At 64.1% G+C, this 20712-nt stretch carries 18 protein-coding genes and 3 pseudogenes; 13 read left to right on the forward strand and 8 right to left on the reverse strand.

What is annotated here, in order from left to right; translation table 11 throughout:
• Positions 1-24: 24 nt before the first annotated feature.
• A complete protein-coding gene (locus JTE92_RS22355) occupies positions 25-1497 on the reverse strand; it encodes an HdeD family acid-resistance protein (protein WP_063237935.1) in 1473 nt (490 codons plus the stop codon).
• Between the two features lie 191 nt (positions 1498-1688).
• Between JTE92_RS22355 and JTE92_RS22360 the strand changes: the two genes are divergently transcribed.
• Positions 1689-2396, forward strand: a complete 708-nt coding sequence (locus JTE92_RS22360) for an HAD-IA family hydrolase (protein WP_063237936.1) — start codon at positions 1689-1691, stop codon at positions 2394-2396.
• Positions 2397-2638: 242 nt separating this feature from the next.
• Positions 2639-3610 (forward strand): Bug family tripartite tricarboxylate transporter substrate binding protein, encoded by a 972-nt coding sequence (locus JTE92_RS22365; protein ID WP_063237937.1) that lies wholly within the window; start codon positions 2639-2641, stop codon positions 3608-3610.
• Between the two features lie 107 nt (positions 3611-3717).
• Here the strand turns inward: JTE92_RS22365 and JTE92_RS22370 are convergent.
• A pseudogene (locus JTE92_RS22370) lies at positions 3718-3921 on the reverse strand (aldo/keto reductase); the annotation flags it as partial.
• Between the two features lie 735 nt (positions 3922-4656).
• Here JTE92_RS22370 and JTE92_RS22375 point away from each other — a divergent pair.
• Positions 4657-5904, forward strand: a complete 1248-nt coding sequence (locus JTE92_RS22375; protein ID WP_239477815.1) for an oligosaccharide flippase family protein — start codon at positions 4657-4659, stop codon at positions 5902-5904.
• Positions 5905-6031: 127 nt separating this feature from the next.
• Here the strand turns inward: JTE92_RS22375 and phbB are convergent, their stop codons facing one another.
• From phbB to JTE92_RS22400, 5 genes are all read right to left on the reverse strand, one after another.
• Entirely contained in the window at positions 6032-6775 is a 744-nt protein-coding gene (gene phbB, locus JTE92_RS22380; RefSeq protein WP_063237940.1) for an acetoacetyl-CoA reductase, read from the reverse strand.
• Between the two features lie 192 nt (positions 6776-6967).
• Positions 6968-7585 carry a phasin family protein gene (phaP, locus tag JTE92_RS22385; protein WP_232353298.1) on the reverse strand — a complete coding sequence of 206 codons (618 nt, stop codon included), beginning with the start codon at positions 7583-7585 and terminating at the stop codon, positions 6968-6970.
• Positions 7586-7796: 211 nt separating this feature from the next.
• Positions 7797-8714: an ATP adenylyltransferase family protein gene (locus JTE92_RS22390; protein ID WP_063237942.1), complete on the reverse strand. Its 918-nt coding sequence runs from the start codon at positions 8712-8714 to the stop codon at positions 7797-7799.
• Between the two features lie 148 nt (positions 8715-8862).
• The gene (locus JTE92_RS22395) at positions 8863-9228 is read right to left on the reverse strand and encodes a hypothetical protein (RefSeq protein WP_169834800.1); all 366 of its coding nucleotides are present in this window, start codon (positions 9226-9228) and stop codon (positions 8863-8865) included.
• 214 nt (positions 9229-9442) lie between these two features.
• The gene (locus JTE92_RS22400) at positions 9443-10021 is read right to left on the reverse strand and encodes a 3-oxoacid CoA-transferase subunit B (protein WP_063237943.1); all 579 of its coding nucleotides are present in this window, start codon (positions 10019-10021) and stop codon (positions 9443-9445) included.
• Positions 10022-10072: 51 nt separating this feature from the next.
• Here JTE92_RS22400 and JTE92_RS22405 point away from each other — a divergent pair, with 51 nt between their 5' ends.
• The 8 genes and pseudogenes from JTE92_RS22405 (at position 10073) to JTE92_RS22440 (ending at position 17261) form a co-directional block, all read left to right on the forward strand.
• Complete coding sequence (locus JTE92_RS22405) at positions 10073-10411, forward strand: MFS transporter (RefSeq protein WP_232353299.1); 339 nt, start codon at positions 10073-10075, stop codon at positions 10409-10411.
• Positions 10412-10913: 502 nt separating this feature from the next.
• Positions 10914-11681: a transcriptional regulator GlcC gene (gene glcC / locus JTE92_RS22410; protein WP_063237945.1), complete on the forward strand. Its 768-nt coding sequence runs from the start codon at positions 10914-10916 to the stop codon at positions 11679-11681.
• A 197-nt stretch (positions 11682-11878) separates the two neighbouring features.
• Positions 11879-13249 (forward strand): MFS transporter, encoded by a 1371-nt coding sequence (locus tag JTE92_RS22415; protein WP_084254493.1) that lies wholly within the window; start codon positions 11879-11881, stop codon positions 13247-13249.
• Positions 13250-13284: 35 nt separating this feature from the next.
• Positions 13285-15024 carry a D-lactate dehydrogenase gene (gene dld / locus JTE92_RS22420; RefSeq protein WP_063237947.1) on the forward strand — a complete coding sequence of 580 codons (1740 nt, stop codon included), beginning with the start codon at positions 13285-13287 and terminating at the stop codon, positions 15022-15024.
• Positions 15024-15230, forward strand: a pseudogene (locus JTE92_RS30540) (ArsR/SmtB family transcription factor); the annotation flags it as partial. The gene dld and the pseudogene JTE92_RS30540, both read left to right, overlap by 1 nt.
• A pseudogene (locus JTE92_RS22425) lies at positions 15227-15340 on the forward strand (ArsI/CadI family heavy metal resistance metalloenzyme); the annotation flags it as partial. The pseudogenes JTE92_RS30540 and JTE92_RS22425, both read left to right, overlap by 4 nt.
• A complete protein-coding gene (locus tag JTE92_RS22435; RefSeq protein ID WP_232353300.1) occupies positions 15337-16008 on the forward strand; it encodes an aquaporin in 672 nt (223 codons plus the stop codon). The pseudogene JTE92_RS22425 and the gene JTE92_RS22435, both read left to right, overlap by 4 nt.
• 422 nt (positions 16009-16430) lie before the next feature.
• Positions 16431-17261 (forward strand): alpha/beta fold hydrolase, encoded by an 831-nt coding sequence (locus JTE92_RS22440; RefSeq protein ID WP_063237949.1) that lies wholly within the window; start codon positions 16431-16433, stop codon positions 17259-17261.
• Positions 17262-17411: 150 nt separating this feature from the next.
• On the opposite strand, the gene JTE92_RS22445 is transcribed toward JTE92_RS22440, so the two are convergent.
• Positions 17412-18146, reverse strand: coding sequence for a GntR family transcriptional regulator (locus JTE92_RS22445; protein ID WP_063237950.1), 735 nt, complete (start codon positions 18144-18146; stop codon positions 17412-17414).
• A gap of 127 nt (positions 18147-18273) precedes the next feature.
• Between JTE92_RS22445 and JTE92_RS22450 the strand changes: the two genes are divergently transcribed.
• Both JTE92_RS22450 and JTE92_RS22455 read left to right on the forward strand, forming a co-directional pair.
• Positions 18274-19665, forward strand: a complete 1392-nt coding sequence (locus JTE92_RS22450; RefSeq protein WP_063237951.1) for a class-II fumarase/aspartase family protein — start codon at positions 18274-18276, stop codon at positions 19663-19665.
• A gap of 45 nt (positions 19666-19710) precedes the next feature.
• Positions 19711-20700 carry a tripartite tricarboxylate transporter substrate binding protein BugD gene (locus JTE92_RS22455; RefSeq protein ID WP_063237952.1) on the forward strand — a complete coding sequence of 330 codons (990 nt, stop codon included), beginning with the start codon at positions 19711-19713 and terminating at the stop codon, positions 20698-20700.
• Positions 20701-20712: the final 12 nt, after the last annotated feature.

A 20712-nucleotide genomic window follows, 5' to 3' on the forward strand; every position in this document is an offset into this window, starting at 1 on the left:
CGGCGCACGCGGGCCCTGCCTGAGCTATTCCGCCTGCACCTGGTTATCCTCCGTGCGCCATTGCCGACGCTGCCGGCGCCAGCGGTTCATGGCAGCGAGGCCGAGCCGCCACCACCGGCGCGGGTGGGCATGCGGGTGCGCATGGGGATCGACCAGCAGGCTCAACGCGCGGGCATAGTCGCGTACCAGTCCCGGCGTCCACGCCATGGTCTTGCCGCGCTTGCGCAGCTGCGCGGCGAGCCATAGCTCCGGCATGCACAGCGTCTGCAGCAGCAGCGTCCACGACTGCCGCTGTCCGGACCTGCCGCGCCGGCGCATCAGCGCGCCTTCCACCGCGGCTTCGAGCGCCCGCGCCACGCTGACGGCGCAATTCCGATAGGTCAGGTTGTAGGTGGTATCGGCACGCCACGCATCCCAGAAGCGCTGCAGGCGCGCCGCATCGTAGTTGCGCAGGTGCACGCGCACGGTGGAGTCGCCGCGCCGCGACGCCTCGGTCACACAATCGGGTTCGAATACGCCGGGCACATCGTTGTCGATGGTCGCGCGCAGCGCCTGCGTGACGCTTTCCGGAGTGCGACTGAGCGGCTGGGCCGGATCGAAGCTGATGTAGATGCCTTCGGGCGCCTCCAGCGCGGTATGGCCGGTCCAGATGGCGCCGCTGGCGTCCACGGCGGCAATATAGCGGTCGAACACCGGGCGGCGCCGCAGCGGCTGCTGCCCGGAACCGGATGGCGTCCAGACATGTACCGTCAGCCTGGGCGCGCCCTCATCGGGCAGGTGCGTCGCGTGTCCGGCCGGCGCGAACAGCAGCGTCTTGGTGACCCGCTTGGTTGGCGCATGCGATGCATCCGTCCAGTGGGAACCGCCATGGCCCGCGGCATCCCCCGCGGCATCCCCTCTTCGCCGGCGCGGCCCGTGCATCAGGCTTTCGATCGTGGCGCTTTGCGGCACGCGGATGGCCCGGTAGGCCAGCATGACCATGCTCCAGCCGCCGAACAGCAGCCAAAGCGACAGCGCATAAGGCACCGTGCCCTGGTAGTTGGTGGGATATGGCTGGTAGAAGAAGATCGCGATCAGCACCTCAAGCAGGCCGGTGCCGACGGCCCAGCGCCAGCGCGGAAAGCGCACGACCGATGCCGACACGCACTGCAGCAGCCCGTCGGCCAGGAACAGCGTGCCGAAGATCATCGACAGCCAGAAATGCCCGTGATGGTGCCCCGCCAGCACCAGCGACGCCGCCACCACCAATGCCAGGCCCTTGAACAGGCGCATCGTCCGCAGCCCGCCGGCGCCCACCATGGCGACGACCAGCGTGCCCAGCCCGCCCACCAGCAGCAGGCCGGCAAACCATGCCAGCGGGAAGAAATGCGCGCTGTCCAGGCCGTCGATGAACAGCACCACGCCTGCAGCGAGAAACCCGATGCCGAGCCAGAACATGCCGCGCGCACGCTGGCGCAGGTAGTCGAACCCCAACAGGATCAGGACGAGACGGATCATCGTTTCGCTGCGAGATCGTGGATCGTTTGGCGGATTCTAGCCACAACATGCGGCCTGCGTGCGGCCTGCGCGAGATTTATGGCGCGGTCGGCACATCGTCGCCCCATGCCATTGGCAGATCCGAAACCGGTCCTGCGCGGTGGTAAGCTAACAGGCCCCGTCCCCCTCCTGATCCGCAGCGTCCCCGCCCCATGCGCCTGTCCAAGGTCTCCGCCATCTCCCTCGATCTCGACGACACCCTGTGGCCGTTCGGCCCCGCCGTGGCCCGCGCCGAGGCAACGCTGCTGGCCTGGCTGCTGCAGCACGCGCCGAAGACAGCCGGGGTGCTGGCCTCGCCCGCGGTGCTGCGCGACCTGCGCGCGCGCTATGAAGGCAAGAACCCGCACCTTGCGCATGACTACCGCGCGCTGCGCCTCGGCTCGATCCTGCTGGCGCTGGAGATGGCCGGAGAAGATGCCAGCCTGGCCGAAGACGCATACGACGCCTTCTTTGCCGCGCGGCAGCAGGTCGAGTTCTTCGAGGATGCGCTGCCGGCACTGGAATGGCTCAGCGCACGCTTCCCGCTGGTGGCGGTGTCCAACGGCAACGCCGACCTGAAGGTCACCGGCGGCCATCACTTCTTCCGCGCGGCGCTGAGCGCCGGGACGTTCGGCACGGCCAAGCCTGCCGCGGCGATCTTCCATGCGGCGGCCGCGGCAGTGGATACGCCGCCGGCGCAGATGCTGCATGTCGGCGACGACCCCGACCTCGACGTCGCCGGCGCACTCGGTGCGGGACTGCAGGCCGCGTGGCTGGTGCGCCCGGACGGTCCCCACACGGCGCAATGGCAACGCGGCGGCGCGCGCCCGCACCTGATCCTCAGCGACCTGCAATCGCTCTGCCGCGCGCTGGCCGGCTGAGCGCGCCAACGCGACAGCCCCGCTCCCCGAAGGCGATATCGGGCCAACACATACCTAATATGCGAAAATGTCGGCTCGCGACCAGGGCCGAGACCCCTGCGCTTGCCTCGCCACCGCACGATCCAGACGTTCCCCGCCATCCGCTCCGGGCCGTTCCAGTGCCCGACACCGCCGCAATCCGACAGGTTCACAGGCAGCAAGCCAGGGTCCGCCCCGCAAGATTTCGATCGAGGAGAAACCAGATGTTGAAGGCCCTCTTTGCCACCCTGCTGGTGGCATGCGGACTGACGAGCGCCCACGCGCAGACCCCGGCCAGCTTTCCGACCAAGCCGATCCGGCTGGTGATTCCGTTCCCGCCAGGCGGCGGCACCGACATCCTGGCCCGGCTGGTGGCGACCCAGGTCGGCCAGGCCACCAAGTGGAATTTCGTGCCGGACAACAAGCCGGGCGCCGGCGGCACGCTCGGCATCGCCGAGGCGGTCCGGGCCGCGCCGACCGGCTACGAGCTGGTGATGGGCCAGAAGGACAACCTGGTGGTCGCGCCGTGGCTGTACAAGTCCGTCAGCTATGTGCCGAACCGCGACCTGGTCGCGATCAGCCATGTCGCCTACACGCCGATCGTGATCGTCACGTCGGCCAACTCACGCTTCAAGACGCTGGCCGACGTGGTCACCGCCGCGCGCAGCGCGCCGGGCGCGGTGAAGTATGGCTCGCCCGGCAACGGCACCACCATCCACCTGGCCGCCGAGATCTTCAGCCATGCGGCGGGGATCAAGCTTCTGCACGTACCCTACAAGGGCTCCAATGCGGCGATGATGGACGCGCTGGCCGGCAACGTCGACCTGATGGTGGCATCGGTGCCGTCGGCGCTGGCGCAGGTCAAGGCGGGCAAGCTGCGCGCACTGGCCGTGACCTCGGCCTCGCGCAGCACGTCGCTGCCCGACGTGCCCACCGTGGCGGAAAGCGGCTACAAGCAGGTGGACGTCAGCACCTGGTACGGCCTGTTCGCCCCGGCCAAGACGCCGCCGGAGGTGGTCAACCGCATCCATGCCGAAGTGAACAAGGTCCTCGCCACGCCGGCGATGATCCAGGCGATCCAGGAGCAAGGCGCGGAAGCCAGGCTGATGACGACCAGGGAGTTCTCCGACCTGGTGCAGTCGGACTACAAGAAGTGGAAGGATATTGTCGAGCGCTCGGGGGCGAAGCTGGAGTAAGCCCGGCGCTTCGCCATCGCTTTCGTTGCCAGGGAATGCCCGCCGTTAATCACGGCGGGCATTTTTTTGGTTCAACGAGGAATTCCGATGATTCGCTCAGGAAGAGTGCCGAGGCCCAAGGCCTGCGCCATCGGCAGCAGTTCTCTTTCGGCCGTACGCTCGACCAGGCTGTACTCCAACTGAACGCCGGCGATGGGAAGCGAACCCCGCACCTCGGCCAACGTGACTGCGCGAGACACGCGCCATGCGGGGAAGTCGGACAGGCCGGCATACAAGATCTTGCCGGCTCGCGCCAGGTCGTCCACACCGCGCATGCAGGACCTGACCACATCGGGCGCAACTGCCGCCACCGTCCCGCCCCAATACGTCACGGTGCAAGGAAATCGCATCGGCTACCGAGCCATCGGCCAGGGGGCTCCACTCGTCCTCGCCAATCGCATGCGCGGAACGCTTGATACGTGGGACCCGCTGTTCCTGGATACGTTGGCGGGGACAGAGACCCGAGCACAGCGGCTCAGAACTGGTATCCACTGATCGGTCGCATTCCTCGGGGTCAGTTGGTGGTGCTCCCCGAAGCCGGCCACGGACCGCAGCACCAATACCCTCAACTGTCGGCCAAGTACATCGAACAGTTCATTGCGCTGACCGAGGCCTAGGGTCAAAGAAGGAGCCCAACATCTGCAGCGACGTTCCACCTATCTCAAGCAGGCGGCCGATCTCCCGACAGTAGGTATGCGCGTCCCAAGCCACCAGGGGCCGCCTCTGGTGACCCAAATGGGAATCGTTCGCGAGCCAGCCTACGCTTGACATCCGTCATGGCATGGCAACCGCCAGTGTGCGGAGCGCAACAGTGCGCGCAGCGGATCGCATGTAAGAATCCCCGACACCGGTGCAGGCATCCTGCGGTCCGGGCGCCGGTCCGACACGGCCGCCGTGGATCCCAGCACTGATGACACGACATCCGCGGCCGGACGGCAGAAATTCCCAACGGTCATGCCGGCAAAGCATTTACCGGCACCATTTTCGGGAGAGACCTGGCTATGCATATGCGAATCGCCCGCAACGTGCTCTGGCTGGTTCTTGAGCGTGGCTTGCAGGTGCTGCTTGGCATCGCCAGCATTGCCCTGATCGCACGCGCCGTCGGGCCTGTGGGCTTTGCCGAGTTCCAGTATGCACAGTCGCTGGTGTTGATTGCGTCAGCGGTCGCCCTGATCTGCTGCGATGAAGAGGTCATCCCCCGACTCGTTGCCAACCCGGCACCGGCCGCGCAACACAAGTTGCTGACCCATGTGTTCGGCTTACGCATCATTGCCGCGGTTGCCGGCTATCTGCTGCTCGTGGTTGTCGTGGCGACGACGGAAGAGGACAAGGCCATTGTCCTGGCCGCCATGATCTTTGGCATCCCCATGTTGTTGGGCGAACCCTTCAGCGCGGTCCGTGCCTGGCTGCAGGCGCGTACCGACAGTCGCCCTGCGGTCGTTTTCGGCATGATTGGCCTTGCCTTCCGGATGGTGAGTGTCTCAGTGCTCTATCTGGCCGGCTCGGACTCTGCCCCGGTTTTTGCCTGGGCTTTCGCCGCGGAGTCCTTGCTCGGTGCCGTGCTGCTTACGCGCTATTATCACCAGCGCGCCCCCCGCGTGGCGGTAGGCATCGACTGGCTACTGGCGAAGCGGCTGCTGCGCGACGGCGCGGTCTTCTGGGCGAGCATGCTGCTGATGCTCTGTGCGAAGCGCGTTGACCAACTCCTGCTCAGGCCGCACATTTCCCTGTTCGAACTTGGCGGCTATGCCGCCTCGATGCAGATCCTGGACAACTTCATGATGCTCGCCACCATCGTCGCGAGCTCGGTGGCTCCGTTGATGATCTATGCGCAGCCGACCCTTGCGCTGGTACGACGCAATGTGCTTTATGTCGCCGCCGGCATGGCCGCCATGGGGATGGCGGGAGGCGCGGTGATCGCCTATTGTGCGCCCTGGGTCATTGACTTGATCTACGGCAATCACTATGAGGCAGCGGCAGATCTGCTGCGCCTTTCCGCGATGGGGGCCGGACTGGTGTTCGCGGATGCGGCACTGTCGTTGTTAGCGATCTATCTGCGCAAGCCGACCTGGCTGGTCGAGAAATGGATCCTCGTGCTGGTCACCATGATCGTGGTGGACCTCGTCCTGATCCCGCACTACGGTGCACGTGGCGCCGTCTATGGCTATATCGCCGGCTATGCGGTAGCCGTGATTGCCGGCCTCGGGTTCTTTATCCGGTCTCGTGCAGCGGTTGCGCTGGCGCGGGCGGCGTGACCACGGGTGTGCGCGCGGCAAGCGCGACCTGGCGAAGACTGGTGGCAGGCCCTTGCGGCCACGAGCAAGGGCGGGCCGCCGCTGGGCAGTCCACCGCCTTGACAGCGACTGACCACCCGTCCCTGCGTCAGTCCATATGCTGACCGCCGTTGATGGCGAGATTCGCGCCAGTCAGGTAGGCCGCATCGTCGGAGCAAAGGAAAGCGACCAGTCCCGCCACTTCCTCGGGCTTGCCCAGGCGCCCCATCGGAATCTGCGGCAGGATCTTGCTGTCCATGATCTCCTTCGGCACGGCCGTCACCATCTTGGTGGCCAGATAGCCCGGCGATACCGTGTTGACCGTCACGCCTTTCCTGGCGACCTCCAGGGCCAGTGCCTTGGTGAAGCCATGCATGCCGGCCTTGGCCGCGGAATAGTTGGTCTGGCCAAAGGCGCCCTTGGAACCGTTGACTGACGAGATGTTGATGATCCGTCCCCACCCGCGCTCCACCATGCCCTCGCAGAGGGGCTTGGTGACATTGAACACAGAGTCGAGATTGGTCCTGATCACCGCATCCCAGTTTGGCTTGTCCATCTTCCTGAACGCCATGTCCCGGGTGATGCCGGCGTTGTTCACCAGGATGTCGACGCGGCCGAGCTCGGCCAGGATCCGCGCCATGCCTGCCTGGCAGCTCTCGTAGTCCGCCACATCGACCTCGTAGGCGCGGATCTCGCGACCGGCGGCAGCCATGGATGCCAGCCATTCCTGCACTTTGGTGTTGCCCGGCGAATGGGTGACCACCACCGTATAGCCCGCATCATGCAAGCGGATGGAAATGGCCTCTCCCAGGCCACCCATGCCGCCGGTAACCAGTGCGATTTTTTTCGTCATGCTGATTCTCTCTTTCTGCAAAGTAAAAGACCCCTGGCCTGCCGGGAATGGCAGGCCGACCTTAACGGCTTATCGCAACAGCTACAGCCCCTGCCGGCGCCATGCCGCAAGGGGGAACCGATCGATAGCCGAGTTTCTTCTTGAATGGATACCGGCTATGCCGGCGCGCCCGATCCGCGCCCGATCTGCAGACTAGCGGTGCGTTGGCTGGCGATCCGAACCCGTGGCCGCGCCGGGGGTTGCGGTGAACGTGGTGGAAGCCAGGCCGGTCAACTGCTGGCTGATGGCTTGCGCGGCGCGGTAGGATTGCGTGGCGTTATCCAATGTCGCCTGCAGCGTGGCCGAAATGGCTTCGGAACCAGCCGGGGCATTCTTCACGAAGGCGTCGACGAAAGCCTGCACATTGCGCTGCTGCAACTCGTATTGCTCTTCAACGGCCCTGGCCAGGTCGGCCTGGGCCTGCGTTGCGATCTCGCACACATGACGCGCGTATTCGATGGCTTTGTCTGCAGCAGGCTGCGGCGCATTGCCCTTCAGGACATCGCCGGGATCTTTGCTGGCCGACACGGCCTGCAGCATTGCCTGCCCATCGGCCATGGCTGCCTTGGCCGCCTGCAGGTTCAGTTCCGTCAGCTTCTGGATCCCTTCGAAGGTGGTGTTCGACAGCTTGGCCAGATTGGTCAGGTTGTTCTTATGGACTGCCGCGAACTGATCGGATGTAAAAAAGGACATGGGTTGGGTATGCCTCCTGTAGCCGCCGGGTGTCGCCTGCCGCAAGGCTACAAGGCACCGGTCGAGCGTGGTTTCCAAACGATTAGGGGCCCTGGTGCACTGCACAAAGACCAAACGCCAAGATTAGAGGAGTTGCTCTAATTTCGTCCCTAGGGATTTACCCAGAAAGGAAGTGGGGCCAACACCTAAATGTGACTTTAAAGTCATGTATATAACATTAACTTACAGAATCGCGTATCGTTGGCAGCCGGTCGGAACGGACTGGCGTCTTCTGTGGGGCATTACCCGGCTATACCTCCCCACCCCGCTCGCCGTCTGCCGCGGCGCGCCGGAGGAGATTCATCGGGCCAACCCTCACAACCGTCCGCCTTTGCGCTGCATCCCGGACAAACAACGAGCCGGCAAACGCGAGGGCATTGAGGGGGATGCCTTCCACACACTCCCTGGCTCTGCGCACCAGCAGCAGCCCGGCAGGCATGACCAGCAGGTTGTATGGCGCCGATTGAAGCAATGCCCCATCGACCTGCAGCGCCCGCACGCCCACCGAATCGAGCAAGGCGCGGTAGCGCGCGCAGGCGGCGCGCGCCATCTCGTGCAGTGGTGCTGCAAGCAGGTCCAGTGGCGCGAATGCGTGCGCAAACGGGAGGCCCGGGACGGCGCCGAGGGTGCCCGGAGCGCCGGCGATTTGCGCCGGCTGCAGCACGGTGTCGATCGGCAGCAACGGGCCGTTTTCGGCGAGAGGCAGCGGCACGAGCTGCAGATGCTTGTGGGCCTGGCTCGCTCCCGCGGCGGCCCCGCCGTTGTAGAAGCCCAGGCTCGGGAATTCCGCCATGCAAGCAAGCAGCGCGGCAAAGTCCGGGACGGTCAGCAGGGACTCCTGCGGTTCGAAGCAGCGGGTGACGATCAGCAGGTGATGATCGATGACGTTGAACTTGTTCAGCAGGGCCACATGGTGGTCGGAGATATCCATGACAAACAGTTCCGCGTCATAAGGCAGGAACGGATTGCCGCCGGCACTGCCCGCCTTGCGCGCCTTGTCCTTGCTCCGCAGGCTCGACACCTCGCGCACCTGGAAGCGCACGCCGCCGTCCTCGATGACTGTCTGGATGGTTTCGATCGGACATAACGCCCCGCTCTGCAAGGCGAGCGCTGTCCGTTGGACGATAGCCGACCAAAGTGTGCCGGGCTGAAGGTGTGGATGGTGCATGTCCGCTCGCGCTCCCACTTCAGCATAGGGTAGGGCCGCCGGAGGGCCCGCTCAACTGGCGATGCCCGCGCACCAAAGATTCAAGCCTGTGCCAGGGTAAGCGCGCCGGTACCTGGGCCTGGCGACGGCCCGCGCCTCCCGACCTGCATCAGGCGTGATGCCCGGCATTGGCATTCTCGACACCGACGCATGTGACCGTGCAAACCTTCGAGATCATGTATCCCACGCCGGCGATCCGGTGCTGGTGGCGGGGCGCGAAGGCGTTCAGATGGGCAGTGATGCAACGATCGATCGCCTCGCAAGCCGCAGCGTCATCGAACTCCGGCAGGAATGCAATCGAGATCCCGGGTAGCTGGTAGTCGAGCAGGCGCGCCTCTGCCAGGCGGGTATAGAGATTGCCGTTGCGGAAGTCCACTGGGATGTCGTCCCATCCCGGCAGCAGTTTCATGGTGCTGCATTTCACGTCACCATCGGTAATGCTGTCCACGTCGGCGCGCGAGAGCGAATAAGTCATGCTGGTTACATCCTTCCAAGAACATCGCGACACGAGACATGCCCGGCAACGCGCCCCGGCTGGATCCGCGTCAATTCCGGTCATGGCCTATGTGGCGTAGCCTAGCGGCGCCAGGGGGCTACACGCCATGCAAAGGATGCCAACGACTTTGCATTACATGCCACCGCCTTGACCGGTGGCCCATGAAGCACACAGCGTTTTCTGATTTCGAGGGCTAACGCAGGCAATCGAAGCGCAGCGTTGGTTCCGTCCTCGCCTGGAGCACATCCCTGGAAACGCCGGGCGCCATTTCCCGGACGATGAGGCCGTCGCCAGTCACGTCGATGACCGCCAGGTCGGTGATGATGCGGTTGACCACTCCCGCTCCGGTGAGCGGCAAGGAACAGCGCTCCAGGATCTTCATTTCGCCATCGCGCGTGTTGTGTTCCATGACCACCACGACGCGACGCACGCCGCCGACGAGGTCCATCGCGCCACCCATGCCCTTGACCATCTTTCCCGGAATCATCCAGTTCGCCAGATCCCCGGCCGCGCTGACCTGCATGCCCCCCAGGATCGTGAGATCCATATGACCGCCGCGGATCATCGCGAAGGACATCGACGAGGAACAAATGGATGCGCCTGGCACCGTCGTGATGGTCTGCTTGGCGGCATCGATCAGATCGGGATCGATTTCGTCTTCATAGGGGGGAGGTCCAATGCCAATCAGGCCATTCTCCGATTGAAGCCAGACCTGCATGCCCGCTGGCACGTGCCCGACGACCTTGGTAGGCAAGCCGATGCCCAGGTTCACATAGTCCCCGTCCCGAAGTCATCTGACCGGAGATGGAGCGCCCTGCATCGGATGCGAGAAATACGGCGAGCGCTGCAATGTCGGCGGGATCGACGAAGCGCTTGCTCGACTGGTTGCTTCGGCGGCGGCTCGCTGTTCTGGTCGATCCCGCCGACCTATCTTGGCCGACAGGCCGCGGCGGCCGGCATCGCGGTGGTCAGCTCGCTTGGAATTCTTGGCGGCTTTGTCAGCCCGACGCTGATCGGCTGGATCAAGGGGGCGACCGGCAGCATTCAGATCGGCCTGCTGTCGCTGACCGGCCTGGTTCTCGCTGGCGGTCTGACGATCCTCATCGGATTGCCCAAAAGCGCCATCCGCGTGGGTCCCGGCCCCACGGATAGCACGCACTAGCTTCACCTACGGAACAGATTTGCCCCCTCTCAGATGGGCTACGAGCCGGCTACGCCGGCCGAAGCACGGGAAATCACCGGCTTGAGGCCGCTGCGACAAGAAGGCAACGCTGCGTGTCTGGCGGATTAGACTGGCTGCAGATGAGCCCCTGAGCCTGCGGTCGCCAGCAGGCGTCATCTCACCAGAACTGTGGCGAAACCCGGCACACTCCGATACCTTGGCGTCGAGGTAGACGATGCACTCGAAATGGCGGAGCAGTGTGATAACCCGTTAGCCGGCGGGTGGTCGCTTGCGGCCAGTTGCTGCCACCCCACACCGTCATTCAAACGACTCCTTCCCTCGAAAACCGGTCACCTGCGTTTCATACGTGCGCCGGCCTTCGGCGCTCCGGATTTCCCGCTTCCGAGTCCTCGGTTTGCGAGGAGCCCCTTGCTGCAATGGTGCTAGCATTCGCCATAAGCGAAGAGTTTCCTTCGAAGTGGTCTGACCAGTGAGACATACCATGCAGGAAGACAACCCGGAATATGCGTCGCAGATCGCGGATATGGTCGCTGAACGCATCGAAGGCCTGATAGTCGACGGCGTCCTGAAACCGGGACAACCGCTGCCTTCCGAGCGACGCCTAACCGCCAAACTTGGCGTGTCGCGGTCCGCCGTGCGGGAGGGGCTGCAGGTCTTACGGACGCGCGGAATCATCGAAACCGCACACGGACGCGGATCGTTCGTCGCGGCGCTTACCTCGCAGCCGGCGCTTACGCCGATGATGCATCTCCTCGGCTCTCAGCCGAGAACGCTATACGACATCTTCGAAGTACGCGAGATACTCGAGGCCGAATCGGCGCGCCTTGCCGCGCTTCGTGGCACGCAGGCGGATTTCGCGCTGATTACCCGCCGCTATGAGGACATGCTGGCCGCGAATGAAAGCGACGTCGGCGAGTCGATGCGCGCGCGGCTCGACTATGCCTTCCACCTCGCGATCTGCGAGGCATCGCACAACCCAGTCCTCGTGCATACGCTGAGTTCGCTCACCGATTTATTGCTGAGTTCGGTCTTCGCCTCCGTAAACAACCTCTACCATCGCGAGGCTGAAAAGCGTGTGATCGACAAGCAGCATGCCCGTCTATACAAGGCCGTGATCGGCAAACAGCCGGAGCAGGCGCGCAAGGCTGCCGATGCACATATCGCCACCACTATTGCCAGCCTTAGAGAGATCGAAGCGGAGGAACAGCGTCTGGTTCGGGCCACGCTGCGGCTCAAGGGATGGGCATGACGCGAGCGAACACGAACATGCGTCCATCCTGGCGCCCGCGCCGGCATTAATTCTCGCGAAAGTTCGTGCCTGGCACGACAAAAATAACTGGTCGGACCAGTGTCGTAACGTCTCGACAGTCTCCTGCTGCCGCGAAACAATGCGCGCTGGCAAACTCAGTTGCGGTGGCAAACCGCACACGAATCAGGAGACTCGCGATGACCCCGCACGACTCGACAAGCGCGTCCGCCGGCCCCACTACCGGCAGATCCCATACCCACGCCCCAGTCGCAACGCCAGCGTTCGAGAACGCGACTTACGCGAAAGTGACCTGGCGTCTGCTGCCGTTTCTCTTCATCTGCTATGTTGCGGCTTATCTCGATCGCGTCAACGTCGGATTTGCAAAGCTGCAGATGCTCAGCGACCTGAAATTTAGCGAGTCGGTGTACGGGCTTGGTGCGGGGATTTTCTTCATCGGCTATTTCGTTTTCGAGGTGCCGAGCAATATCTTGCTGCATCGCCTGGGCGCGCGCGTGTGGATAAGCCGCATCATGGTGACATGGGCACTGGTATCGGCAGCGACGCTGTTTGTGAAGACGCCGGCCATGTTCTATGCGCTGCGTTTTATCCTCGGTGTCGCGGAGGCAGGCTTCTTTCCGGGTATCGTGCTGTATCTGACGTACTGGTATCCGTCGGCCCGCCGCGGCCGCATGAACGCGCTTTTCATGATCGGCATTCCCGTTGCGGGCGTGGTCGGCGGCCCGCTGTCGGGCTGGATCATGCAGGCGTTCAACGGCGTGCAGGGTCTGTCGAACTGGCAATGGCTATTCCTGCTTGAAGCGCTTCCGTCGCTGCTGCTGGGCATCGTCACGCTGTTCGTGCTGCCGAACGGCATCCGGGCGGCGGCGTGGCTCGACGAGCGTCAGAAGCAACTTCTCGAGGACAACATCGCACGCGACGGATATGCGGGCGCGGAGGCGTCGCTACGCAGCATCGTGTCGAATGGCCGTGTCTGGCGGTTCGCGGCGATCTACTTCTGCTGCATGATGGGGCTCTACGGCGTGAGCTTTTACTTGCCCACGCTCATCAAGGCGGCGGGCGTCAAGGACGCACTGGATGTCGGCTTGCTGACCGCAGTCCCGTACGCGGTCGCTATCGTGTCAATGATTCTGGTCGCGCGCAGTTCCGACCGTCACAACGAGCGCCGCTGGCATCTCGCGATGGCGGGCGTCGCCGCCGCTGCGGGATTTTATGCAAGCACGCTCTATACGGGAAATATCGCGCTCGTATTACTCACGCTGTCGCTCGGCACCGCAGGTGTTTTGTCGATGATGCCCGTCTTCTGGACCTATCCGAGCAGTGTGCTGACGGGCACGGCCGCCGCTGCCGGCATCGCGATGATCAATTCGATCGGCAATCTCGCCGGATTCGTAAGCCCGTCGGTCATCGGATGGATGAAGGACGTTACGCATAGCACGAACGCCGGACTGGTCGTCGTCGCGGCGGCGCTGTCCGTCGGCGCGGCGCTGACACTGACGCAGCGCGCGCTGTCGGTATCGCCGACGGCGCCGGAACCGAGCCGGGCTTGAAGCGGCTCCTAGTTGATACGTGATCGAAGATTGTCATGTCAGATTCAGCTTACTCCGCCATTCCCCTCGCGGATACACGTAAAACGTTGCTCGCGTCATTTGCCGAAATCGTCGGTGGACGCAACGTGCTCACCGGCGATGCGCAAACGCGCCGCTACCGCACTGGCTACCGTTTCGGGACGGGCCGCGTACTGGCAGTCGTGCGCCCTGGCACTCTGGTCGAACAATGGCGCGTGCTCGCCGCATGCGTCGCCGCGCGCGCGATCGTCATCACGCAGGCATCGAATACCGGACTGACCGGTGGGTCGACGCCCGATGGCGACGACTACGACCGCGACATTGTTATCGTCAGCACGATGCGCATCCGTGGCGTGCATCTGATCCGCGGCGGCCATCAGGTGGTTTGCATCGGCGGCACGACGCTCGACCAACTCGAACGTTCGCTGAAACCGCTCGGACGAGAACCGCATTCGGTGATCGGCTCGTCATGCATCGGCGCATCGGTGCTGGGCGGCATCAGCAACAATTCGGGCGGCTCGCTGGTGCATCGCGGGCCGGCTTACACGGAGATGGCGATGTTCGCCGCCGTCGATGGATCGGGCATGCTGCGGCTCGTCAATCATCTGGGCATCGAACTTGGCGGCACGCCGGAAGAGGTTCTGTCGCGCGTGGAAAACGGCACGTTCACCGAGGCGCACATTCGCCACGGCGCGACGGCGTCGGATCACGAATACGCGACCCACGTCCGCGACGTCGATGCGCCCACGCCCGCGCGCTTCAACGCAGACCCACGGCGCCTATTCGAAGCCTCCGGTTGCGCGGGCAAGCTGATGGTTTTTGCTGTGCGTCTCGACACGTTCGCGGTGGAGCATGGCGCGAAGGTGTTCTACATCGGCACGAATGATTCGGACGTGCTGACCGACATCCGACGTCACGCGCTCGCCAATTTCGCGCACCTGCCGATTGCGGGCGAGTATCTGCATCGCGATGCATTCGATATTGCGCGAAAGTATGGCAAGGATCTGTTTGTCATCATCGACAAGTTCGGCACGGACCGGCTTCCGATGTTCTTCAATCTGAAAACGCGCTGCGATGCGTTGTTCGAGCGCCTCGGTTTCATGCCGAAGCACCTGACCGATCGCATGCTGCAATGGATCAGCAATTGCTTGCCCGATCATCTGCCTACGCGACTGAAGGCGTACCGCGACGAGTATGAGCATCATCTGATGCTGAAGGTGCCGGCGGCGGGCATCGACGAAGCGCGCGCCTTCCTGTCGAAACATTTTGCGCAATCCGGCGGTGCATATTTCGAATGCACCGAAGACGAAGGCCGCAAGGCATTTCTGCACCGCTTCGCTGCAGCCAGCGCCGCCGTTCGATACCGCGCGGTCCATCACCGCGAGGTCGAGGATATCGTTGCGCTCGATATCGCGCTACGTCGCAACGATCGCGACTGGTTCGAGCGCCTACCAGATAAGATCGAACGTGCGGTCGTGCTGAAGCTGTATTACGGACACTTCCTGTGCCATGTATTTCACCAGGACTACATCGTCGCCAAGGGCAACAACTGCCTCGCACTCGAACACGAGATGCTTGAGTTGCTCGACATGCGCGGCGCCGAGTACCCGGCCGAGCACAACGTGGGACATCTGTACGAGGCCAAGCCGCAGCTCGCCGCGTTTTACGAAAAGCTCGACCCGTGCAATTGCTTCAATCCCGGCATCGGAAAGACTTCGAAGTTTTCTGCCTATCGCGATTGCACGGTTGAAGCATGATGGCAACCTCGAGTGGGTCCTTCATCGCCAATTTCCGGCACCGCGCGGGCCTGCTGGCCAGCCGCCAGGACGGCCGCTCCATTATTTACATGGCCCATTTCGAGACCATGAACGCATTGCTGGGTTACCTCATGGAGAACTGCTGCAGCGGCAATCCGTGCTCTTCTGTGTCCGATTGTTCCGTTGCCTCGGAGCCCAAATCATGAAGCGGTTCCGCGTCCACGTCAGTGTCGCCGATCTGTCTGCGAGCATTCGTTACTACTCGGCCCTCTTCGCCGCCCAGCCCACCGTGGTGAAAGAGGACTACGCGAAATGGTATCCCAGGATGGTGCACCGTCACTCGATTTCGTGGTTACCGTGTGCGACAAGGCGGCAGGCGAGGTCTGTCCCGTCTGGCCTGGCCAGCCGATGACAGCCCATTGGGGCATCCCTGATCCGGCTGCCTGCGAAGTCTTCGGACCGATCAGCGGCGCCCATTTCAACCCGGCGGTCAGTTCTGTCATGGTGGTGCAAGGAGAACTGCCTGGTGCCGCACTGGTTCCGTATATCGCCGCACAACTTGTCGGCGCGGTACTAGGAGCCTGGCTGGTTCATGCCATGTTCGACATGACAATCCTGCAGTTCTCGGCCAAGGTTCGCAGTGGCCCGGGGCAATGGATTGCAGAGACGGTTGCAACCGCCGGTCTCATTCTGGTGATCCTGCGCGCTGCGAGCGGTCGGGCCTCGGCCATGGTAGCGGCGTATATCGGTGCTGCATACTGGTTCACCGCTTCCACGTCGTTCGCCAATCCCGCGGCGGCATTCGGGCGCATGTTCAGCGACAGCTTTGCTGGTATTGCACCGGGCAGCGTGCCAGGATTCGTGCTGGCGCAATGCGCAGGTGCCGCCATCGGACTTATGCTGCACCGGATGCTCGAACCGCGCCACGTGCGCCGTGGCCATCCCAATGTCCTCGAGTCTTCTGGCGAGCACCAAGTCGATTGACGCTGCAGTGCGCCCGAGACAGCACCATGTCTGTCACCATCTAGCCATTCGCCTTGCGCTCGGCCGCCGAAATCAATCCGGCTGCCTCGTAAGAGCGGATGCGGGACGCTGCCAGGCAGCTGAGCTTCGCCAGTTCCCCAGTTTTCATACAGCACCTGGGAAAAGTATTGACCTTGATGTCAACTTTAATCCTACAGTGATTCCTGGCAGGTGAGGCGGACCGCCAGGCCGGTTCGGTGAGCGAATGTGTCGGTACATTCCTGTGCGAACGATGGCGTCGACGGCATGTCAGCAGTCTGGCCCGGGCATGACCTCAACTCCCCTTCCCGTCTTCTATCTACCACCTTGAAAGGAGCAAGACTCGGCCTCAGGGCGCATATCACCGGTAGCAGGGCTTACCCACCACACAGGAGAAGCGAAAAATGGGATACGTGACAACAAAGGATGGCGTTGAGATCTTCTATAAAGATTGGGGTCCGCGTGACGCGCAGGTTATCTTCTTTCATCACGGCTGGCCGCTCAGCGCTGATGACTGGGATGCCCAGATGCTTTTTTTCCTGGCGAACGGCTATCGGGTTGTCGCCCATGACCGTCGCGGCCATGGGCGATCCAGTCAGGTCTGGGACGGCCATGACATGGACCACTATGCCGACGATGTGGCGGCAGTCGTCAACCACCTCGGCGTGCGGAAGGCCATCCATGTCGGCCACTCCACGGGCGGCGGCGAGGTCATCCACTATGTCGCCCGTCACGGCGAGGACCGTGTCGCCAAGGCCGTGCTGATCAGCGCCGTTCCGCCGCTGATGGTGAAGACCGAGAACAACCCGGGTGGCCTGCCCAAGGACGTCTTCGACGACTTCCAGGCCAAGCTCGCGGCAAATCGTGCGCAGTTTTATTACGACGTTCCCGCCGGGCCTTTCTACGGCTACAACCGTCCCGACGCGAAGCCGTCGGAAGGCGTCATCTGGAACTGGTGGCGGCAAGGCATGATGGGGAGCGCAAAAGCCCACTATGACGGCATCGTCGCCTTCTCGCAGACCGACTTCACCGACGACCTGAAGAGCGCGACGATTCCCGTTCTGGTGATGCATGGGGACGACGACCAGATCGTCCCCTATGAAAACACGGGGCTCCTGTCGGCAAAACTGCTAAGGAACGGGACCCTGAAGACCTATCCGGGGTTTCCGCACGGAATGCCAACCACAAACGCCGATACGATCAACGCCGACCTCCTCGCGTTCGTGCGCGGCTGACAGCCGGGCCAGAACGTGGCCCTCCGGACCTGGCTGTCTCTCTTCCGGAAGCACTTCAGGGCGCTCGATCGCGCTGCAGTGGAGACAATGCAGTACTGCTCGCCATGATGTTTGTGGCGAGCTTTTGTTTACCTGCCGGCTTGCTGCCCCCTACCCCGCCGAGCGCTGCAAGCGCATCGAAACAGAAAAGCTGTCGGCGGGGTGCACGGTCACCGAGACTTCGAAAATCTCGCCGGCGGCGTCCAGGTAACGCCGCACGATCTTCAACGCGGCCGCGCCCGCTTCGAGCCTGAGCGCTTCGGCGATACGCCCGTCCCCGATCGCGAACGCGCGCACGTCCTGGTGGATCTCCGCGATCTGCCGGTCATAGCGCGACTCGATCAGCGCGCTCACCAGCATGTCCGGCGACGCGCGCACCAGCTCGCCGAGCTCGGCATAGGCCGGATCCACGTAGACGTCGGTCCAGGCCATCGGCGTGCCGTCCTTGCCGCCATCCATCCGCAGGCTGGAAATCCGCAGCCAGCGCGCACCCGGCGCGCAGCCGATTTCGGCCGCCACCCCGGCGGTCACCGCCACTTCCTCCACCGACTGCACCACGCGCAGGTGCTCGGCGCCGAACTGCACCAGGTCGTCCACCGACGCCAGCGAGGGCCGGAACACCGGCCGCGGCCGCGCCGATTCCACGCGCGTGCCCACGTTCTTGCGCCGCGACACCAGCCCCAGCTGCTGCAGTTCCTGCAACACCGCGCGGATGGTGTAGCGGCTGGCCTGGTACTGCTCGCACAGCTCGAATTCGGTGGGCAGCAGCGAGCCGACCGCGTAGCGGCCCGTCGTGATGCCCTCGATAAGTTGCCTGCTGATCTCTGCCGGATTGGTTTTGCTCATGACCGCCTGCCCGCGGCCTGGTGCGGACGCGGGTTTACCCTCCTTTTCTAAATATGTTCGAACATATTTAATGCTGGATATGTTCGAACATATTAACGAACTACCCTCTTGCTCTCAAGGTAGCCACATGACCCTGTTCACTGCCCCCACGGCCAGCACCGTCGTCGACTCGATCCTGTTCCGCGATGCGTTTGGCACCGCCGGCATGCGCCAGATTTTCTCCGATATGGCCCTGATCCAGCGCTATATCGAGGTCGAGGTCGGACTCGCCAAAGCCGAGGCCAGGGTCGGCATCATCCCCGCGGAAGCGGCCGAGGTCATCGCCCGCGAGTCGCGCCTGGAGCGCATCGACCTCGACCACATGCGCGAGGAAACCGACATTGTCGGCTATCCGATCCTGCCCCTGGTACACCAGCTGGTGGCGATGTGCGGCGAGGCCGGGCGCTACGTGCACTGGGGCGCCACCACGCAGGACATCATGGACACCGCGGTCGCTCTGCAGGTGCGCGACGCGCTCGACAGCATCGACGCCGATATCCGCGCGCTGCGCGGCATCCTGGCCGACCTGGCCATCAAGCACCGCGACACGCCGATGGCCGGCCGCACCCACCTGCAGCAGGCGCTGCCGGTGACGTTCGGCTACAAGGCGGCGATCTGGCTGGCGATGTTCGACCGCCACCAGCAGCGCCTGGCCGAACTGCGGCCGCGTGTGGCCGTGGTCGAGTTCGCCGGCGCCGCCGGCACGCTGGCATCGCTGGGCGCACAAGGTGAAAACAAGGGCTTCGCGGTGCAGGAAGCGCTGGCGCAGGAACTGGGCCTGGGCGTGCCGGCCACCACCTGGCACGTGGCGCGCGACGGCCTTGCCGAAGCGGTCAACCTGCTCGCACTCGTCACCGGCTCGCTGGGCAAGATCGCGCTCGACATCATGATCATGGCGTCGACCGAATTCGCCGAGGTGTACGAGCCCTTCGTCAAGGGCCGCGGCGCCAGCAGCACCATGCCGCAGAAGCGCAACCCGATTTCCAGCGAGCTGATGCTGGCCGCTTCCAAGGCGGTGCGCCAGCACGCCGGCCTGATGGTCGACGCGATGGTGCAGGACTTCGAGCGCGCCACCGGGCCCTGGCATGCGGAATGGATCGCCATCCCGGAGAGCTTCATCCTGACCGCCGGCGCACTGCACCAGGCGAAGTTTGCGCTGGGCGGCCTGATCGTCGACGCCGCGCGCATGAAGCACAACCTCGGCATCTCCAACGGCCTGATCGTGGCCGAGGCCGTGATGATGGGGATGGCCTCGCATATCGGCCGCCAGCAGGCGCACGACGTGGTCTACGACGCCTGCCGCACCGTCAACGAGCACGGCGGCACGCTGGCCGACGCGCTGGCCGCGCTGCCGGCCGTCACCAGGTACTTCGACCGCGCCGCCATCGACCGGATGACCGATCCGGCCAACTACCTCGGCCTCGCGCCGCAGATGGTCGACCGCGCCGTCGCGCTGTCCCGGGAACAATCCGCGGCCTGAGGCACCAGGCTCGCACATCATCATTCCAAACCAGGGAGACAACCCATGAACCCCATCCGCAAAGCGGCCGCGTGCGCGGCGCTGGCGCTCGCCACGGCCGTGGCCGCAACCCCGGCCATGGCACAGGCCTGGCCCGGCAAGCCGATCACCTGGATCGTCCCGTTCGCCGCCGGCGGCCCCACCGACGCGCTGGCGCGCACCATTGCCGAGCGGGTCTCGCGCGAGGTCGGCCAGTCGATCATCATCGACAACTCGCCGGGCGCCGGCGGCACCGTCGGCACGGCCAAGGCCGCGCGCGCGCCGGCTGACGGCTACACCATGCTGGTCGGGCACATGGGCTACATGGGCGCCGCGCCGGCGCTGTACAAGAAGCTGCCCTACGACCCGGTCAAGGACTTCGCGCCGGTGTTCCGCTTCCCGGATACGCCGATGGTGCTGATGGTGCGCAAGGACCATCCCGCGAAAAACGTGCGCGACCTGGTCGAGCTGGGCAAGAAGAACCCGGGCAAGCTCAACCTGAGCAACGCCGGCATGGGTTCCACCTCGCACCTGGTGGCGGCGCTGTTCGCGGCGTCGGCGGGCATGCAGGTATCGCTGGTGCCGTACAAGGGGGCCGGGCCGGCGCTGATCGACGTGATCGGCGGGCAGGTCGACGGCATGTTCGACCAGACCAATACCGCGCTGCCGCAAATCACCGAATCCAAGGTGCGGGCGCTGGCGGTGACATCGGCGACCCGCGTGGCGCAGCTCAAGGACGTGCCCACGCTGGCCGAATCGGGGCTGCCCGGCTTCGAGGCCAGCACGTGGTACGGCATCTACGCGCCCAGGGGCACGCCGCAGGGCGTCATCGACAAGATGCAGCAGGCCTACCTGAAGGTCATGGCCGACCAGGCCTTCACCGGCAAGATGTCGGCGCAGGCGATCCAGCTGCTGCCGCCGGAGCAGTACACCGCCAGCGCGTTCGGCAAGCACACCCAGGCCGAGATCACGCGCTGGAAGGCGGTGGCGGCCAAGGCCAATATCTCCCTGGACTGAGCGCCGGACCGA

Origin of the sequence: Cupriavidus oxalaticus (assembly GCF_016894385.1) — a bacterium.
GTDB lineage: Bacteria > Pseudomonadota > Gammaproteobacteria > Burkholderiales > Burkholderiaceae > Cupriavidus > Cupriavidus oxalaticus.

Bases quoted from the DNA above. Each gene is read 5' to 3' on its own strand.
- JTE92_RS22355 (WP_063237935.1), bottom strand. From the start codon at position 1,497: ATGATCCGTCTCGTCCTGATCCTGTTGGGGTTCGACTACCTGCGCCAG.
- JTE92_RS22360 (WP_063237936.1), top strand. From the start codon at position 1,689: ATGCGCCTGTCCAAGGTCTCCGCCATCTCCCTCGATCTCGACGACACC.
- JTE92_RS22365 (WP_063237937.1), top strand. From the start codon at position 2,639: ATGTTGAAGGCCCTCTTTGCCACCCTGCTGGTGGCATGCGGACTGACG.
- JTE92_RS22375 (WP_239477815.1), top strand. From the start codon at position 4,657: ATGCGAATCGCCCGCAACGTGCTCTGGCTGGTTCTTGAGCGTGGCTTG.
- phbB (WP_063237940.1), bottom strand. From the start codon at position 6,775: ATGACGAAAAAAATCGCACTGGTTACCGGCGGCATGGGTGGCCTGGGA.
- JTE92_RS22390 (WP_063237942.1), bottom strand. From the start codon at position 8,714: ATGCACCATCCACACCTTCAGCCCGGCACACTTTGGTCGGCTATCGTC.
- JTE92_RS22395 (WP_169834800.1), bottom strand. From the start codon at position 9,228: ATGACTTATTCGCTCTCGCGCGCCGACGTGGACAGCATTACCGATGGT.
- JTE92_RS22405 (WP_232353299.1), top strand. From the start codon at position 10,073: ATGCGAGAAATACGGCGAGCGCTGCAATGTCGGCGGGATCGACGAAGC.
- glcC (WP_063237945.1), top strand. From the start codon at position 10,914: ATGCAGGAAGACAACCCGGAATATGCGTCGCAGATCGCGGATATGGTC.
- JTE92_RS22415 (WP_084254493.1), top strand. From the start codon at position 11,879: ATGACCCCGCACGACTCGACAAGCGCGTCCGCCGGCCCCACTACCGGC.
- dld (WP_063237947.1), top strand. From the start codon at position 13,285: ATGTCAGATTCAGCTTACTCCGCCATTCCCCTCGCGGATACACGTAAA.
- JTE92_RS22435 (WP_232353300.1), top strand. From the start codon at position 15,337: ATGGTATCCCAGGATGGTGCACCGTCACTCGATTTCGTGGTTACCGTG.
- JTE92_RS22440 (WP_063237949.1), top strand. From the start codon at position 16,431: ATGGGATACGTGACAACAAAGGATGGCGTTGAGATCTTCTATAAAGAT.
- JTE92_RS22445 (WP_063237950.1), bottom strand. From the start codon at position 18,146: ATGAGCAAAACCAATCCGGCAGAGATCAGCAGGCAACTTATCGAGGGC.
- JTE92_RS22450 (WP_063237951.1), top strand. From the start codon at position 18,274: ATGACCCTGTTCACTGCCCCCACGGCCAGCACCGTCGTCGACTCGATC.
- JTE92_RS22455 (WP_063237952.1), top strand. From the start codon at position 19,711: ATGAACCCCATCCGCAAAGCGGCCGCGTGCGCGGCGCTGGCGCTCGCC.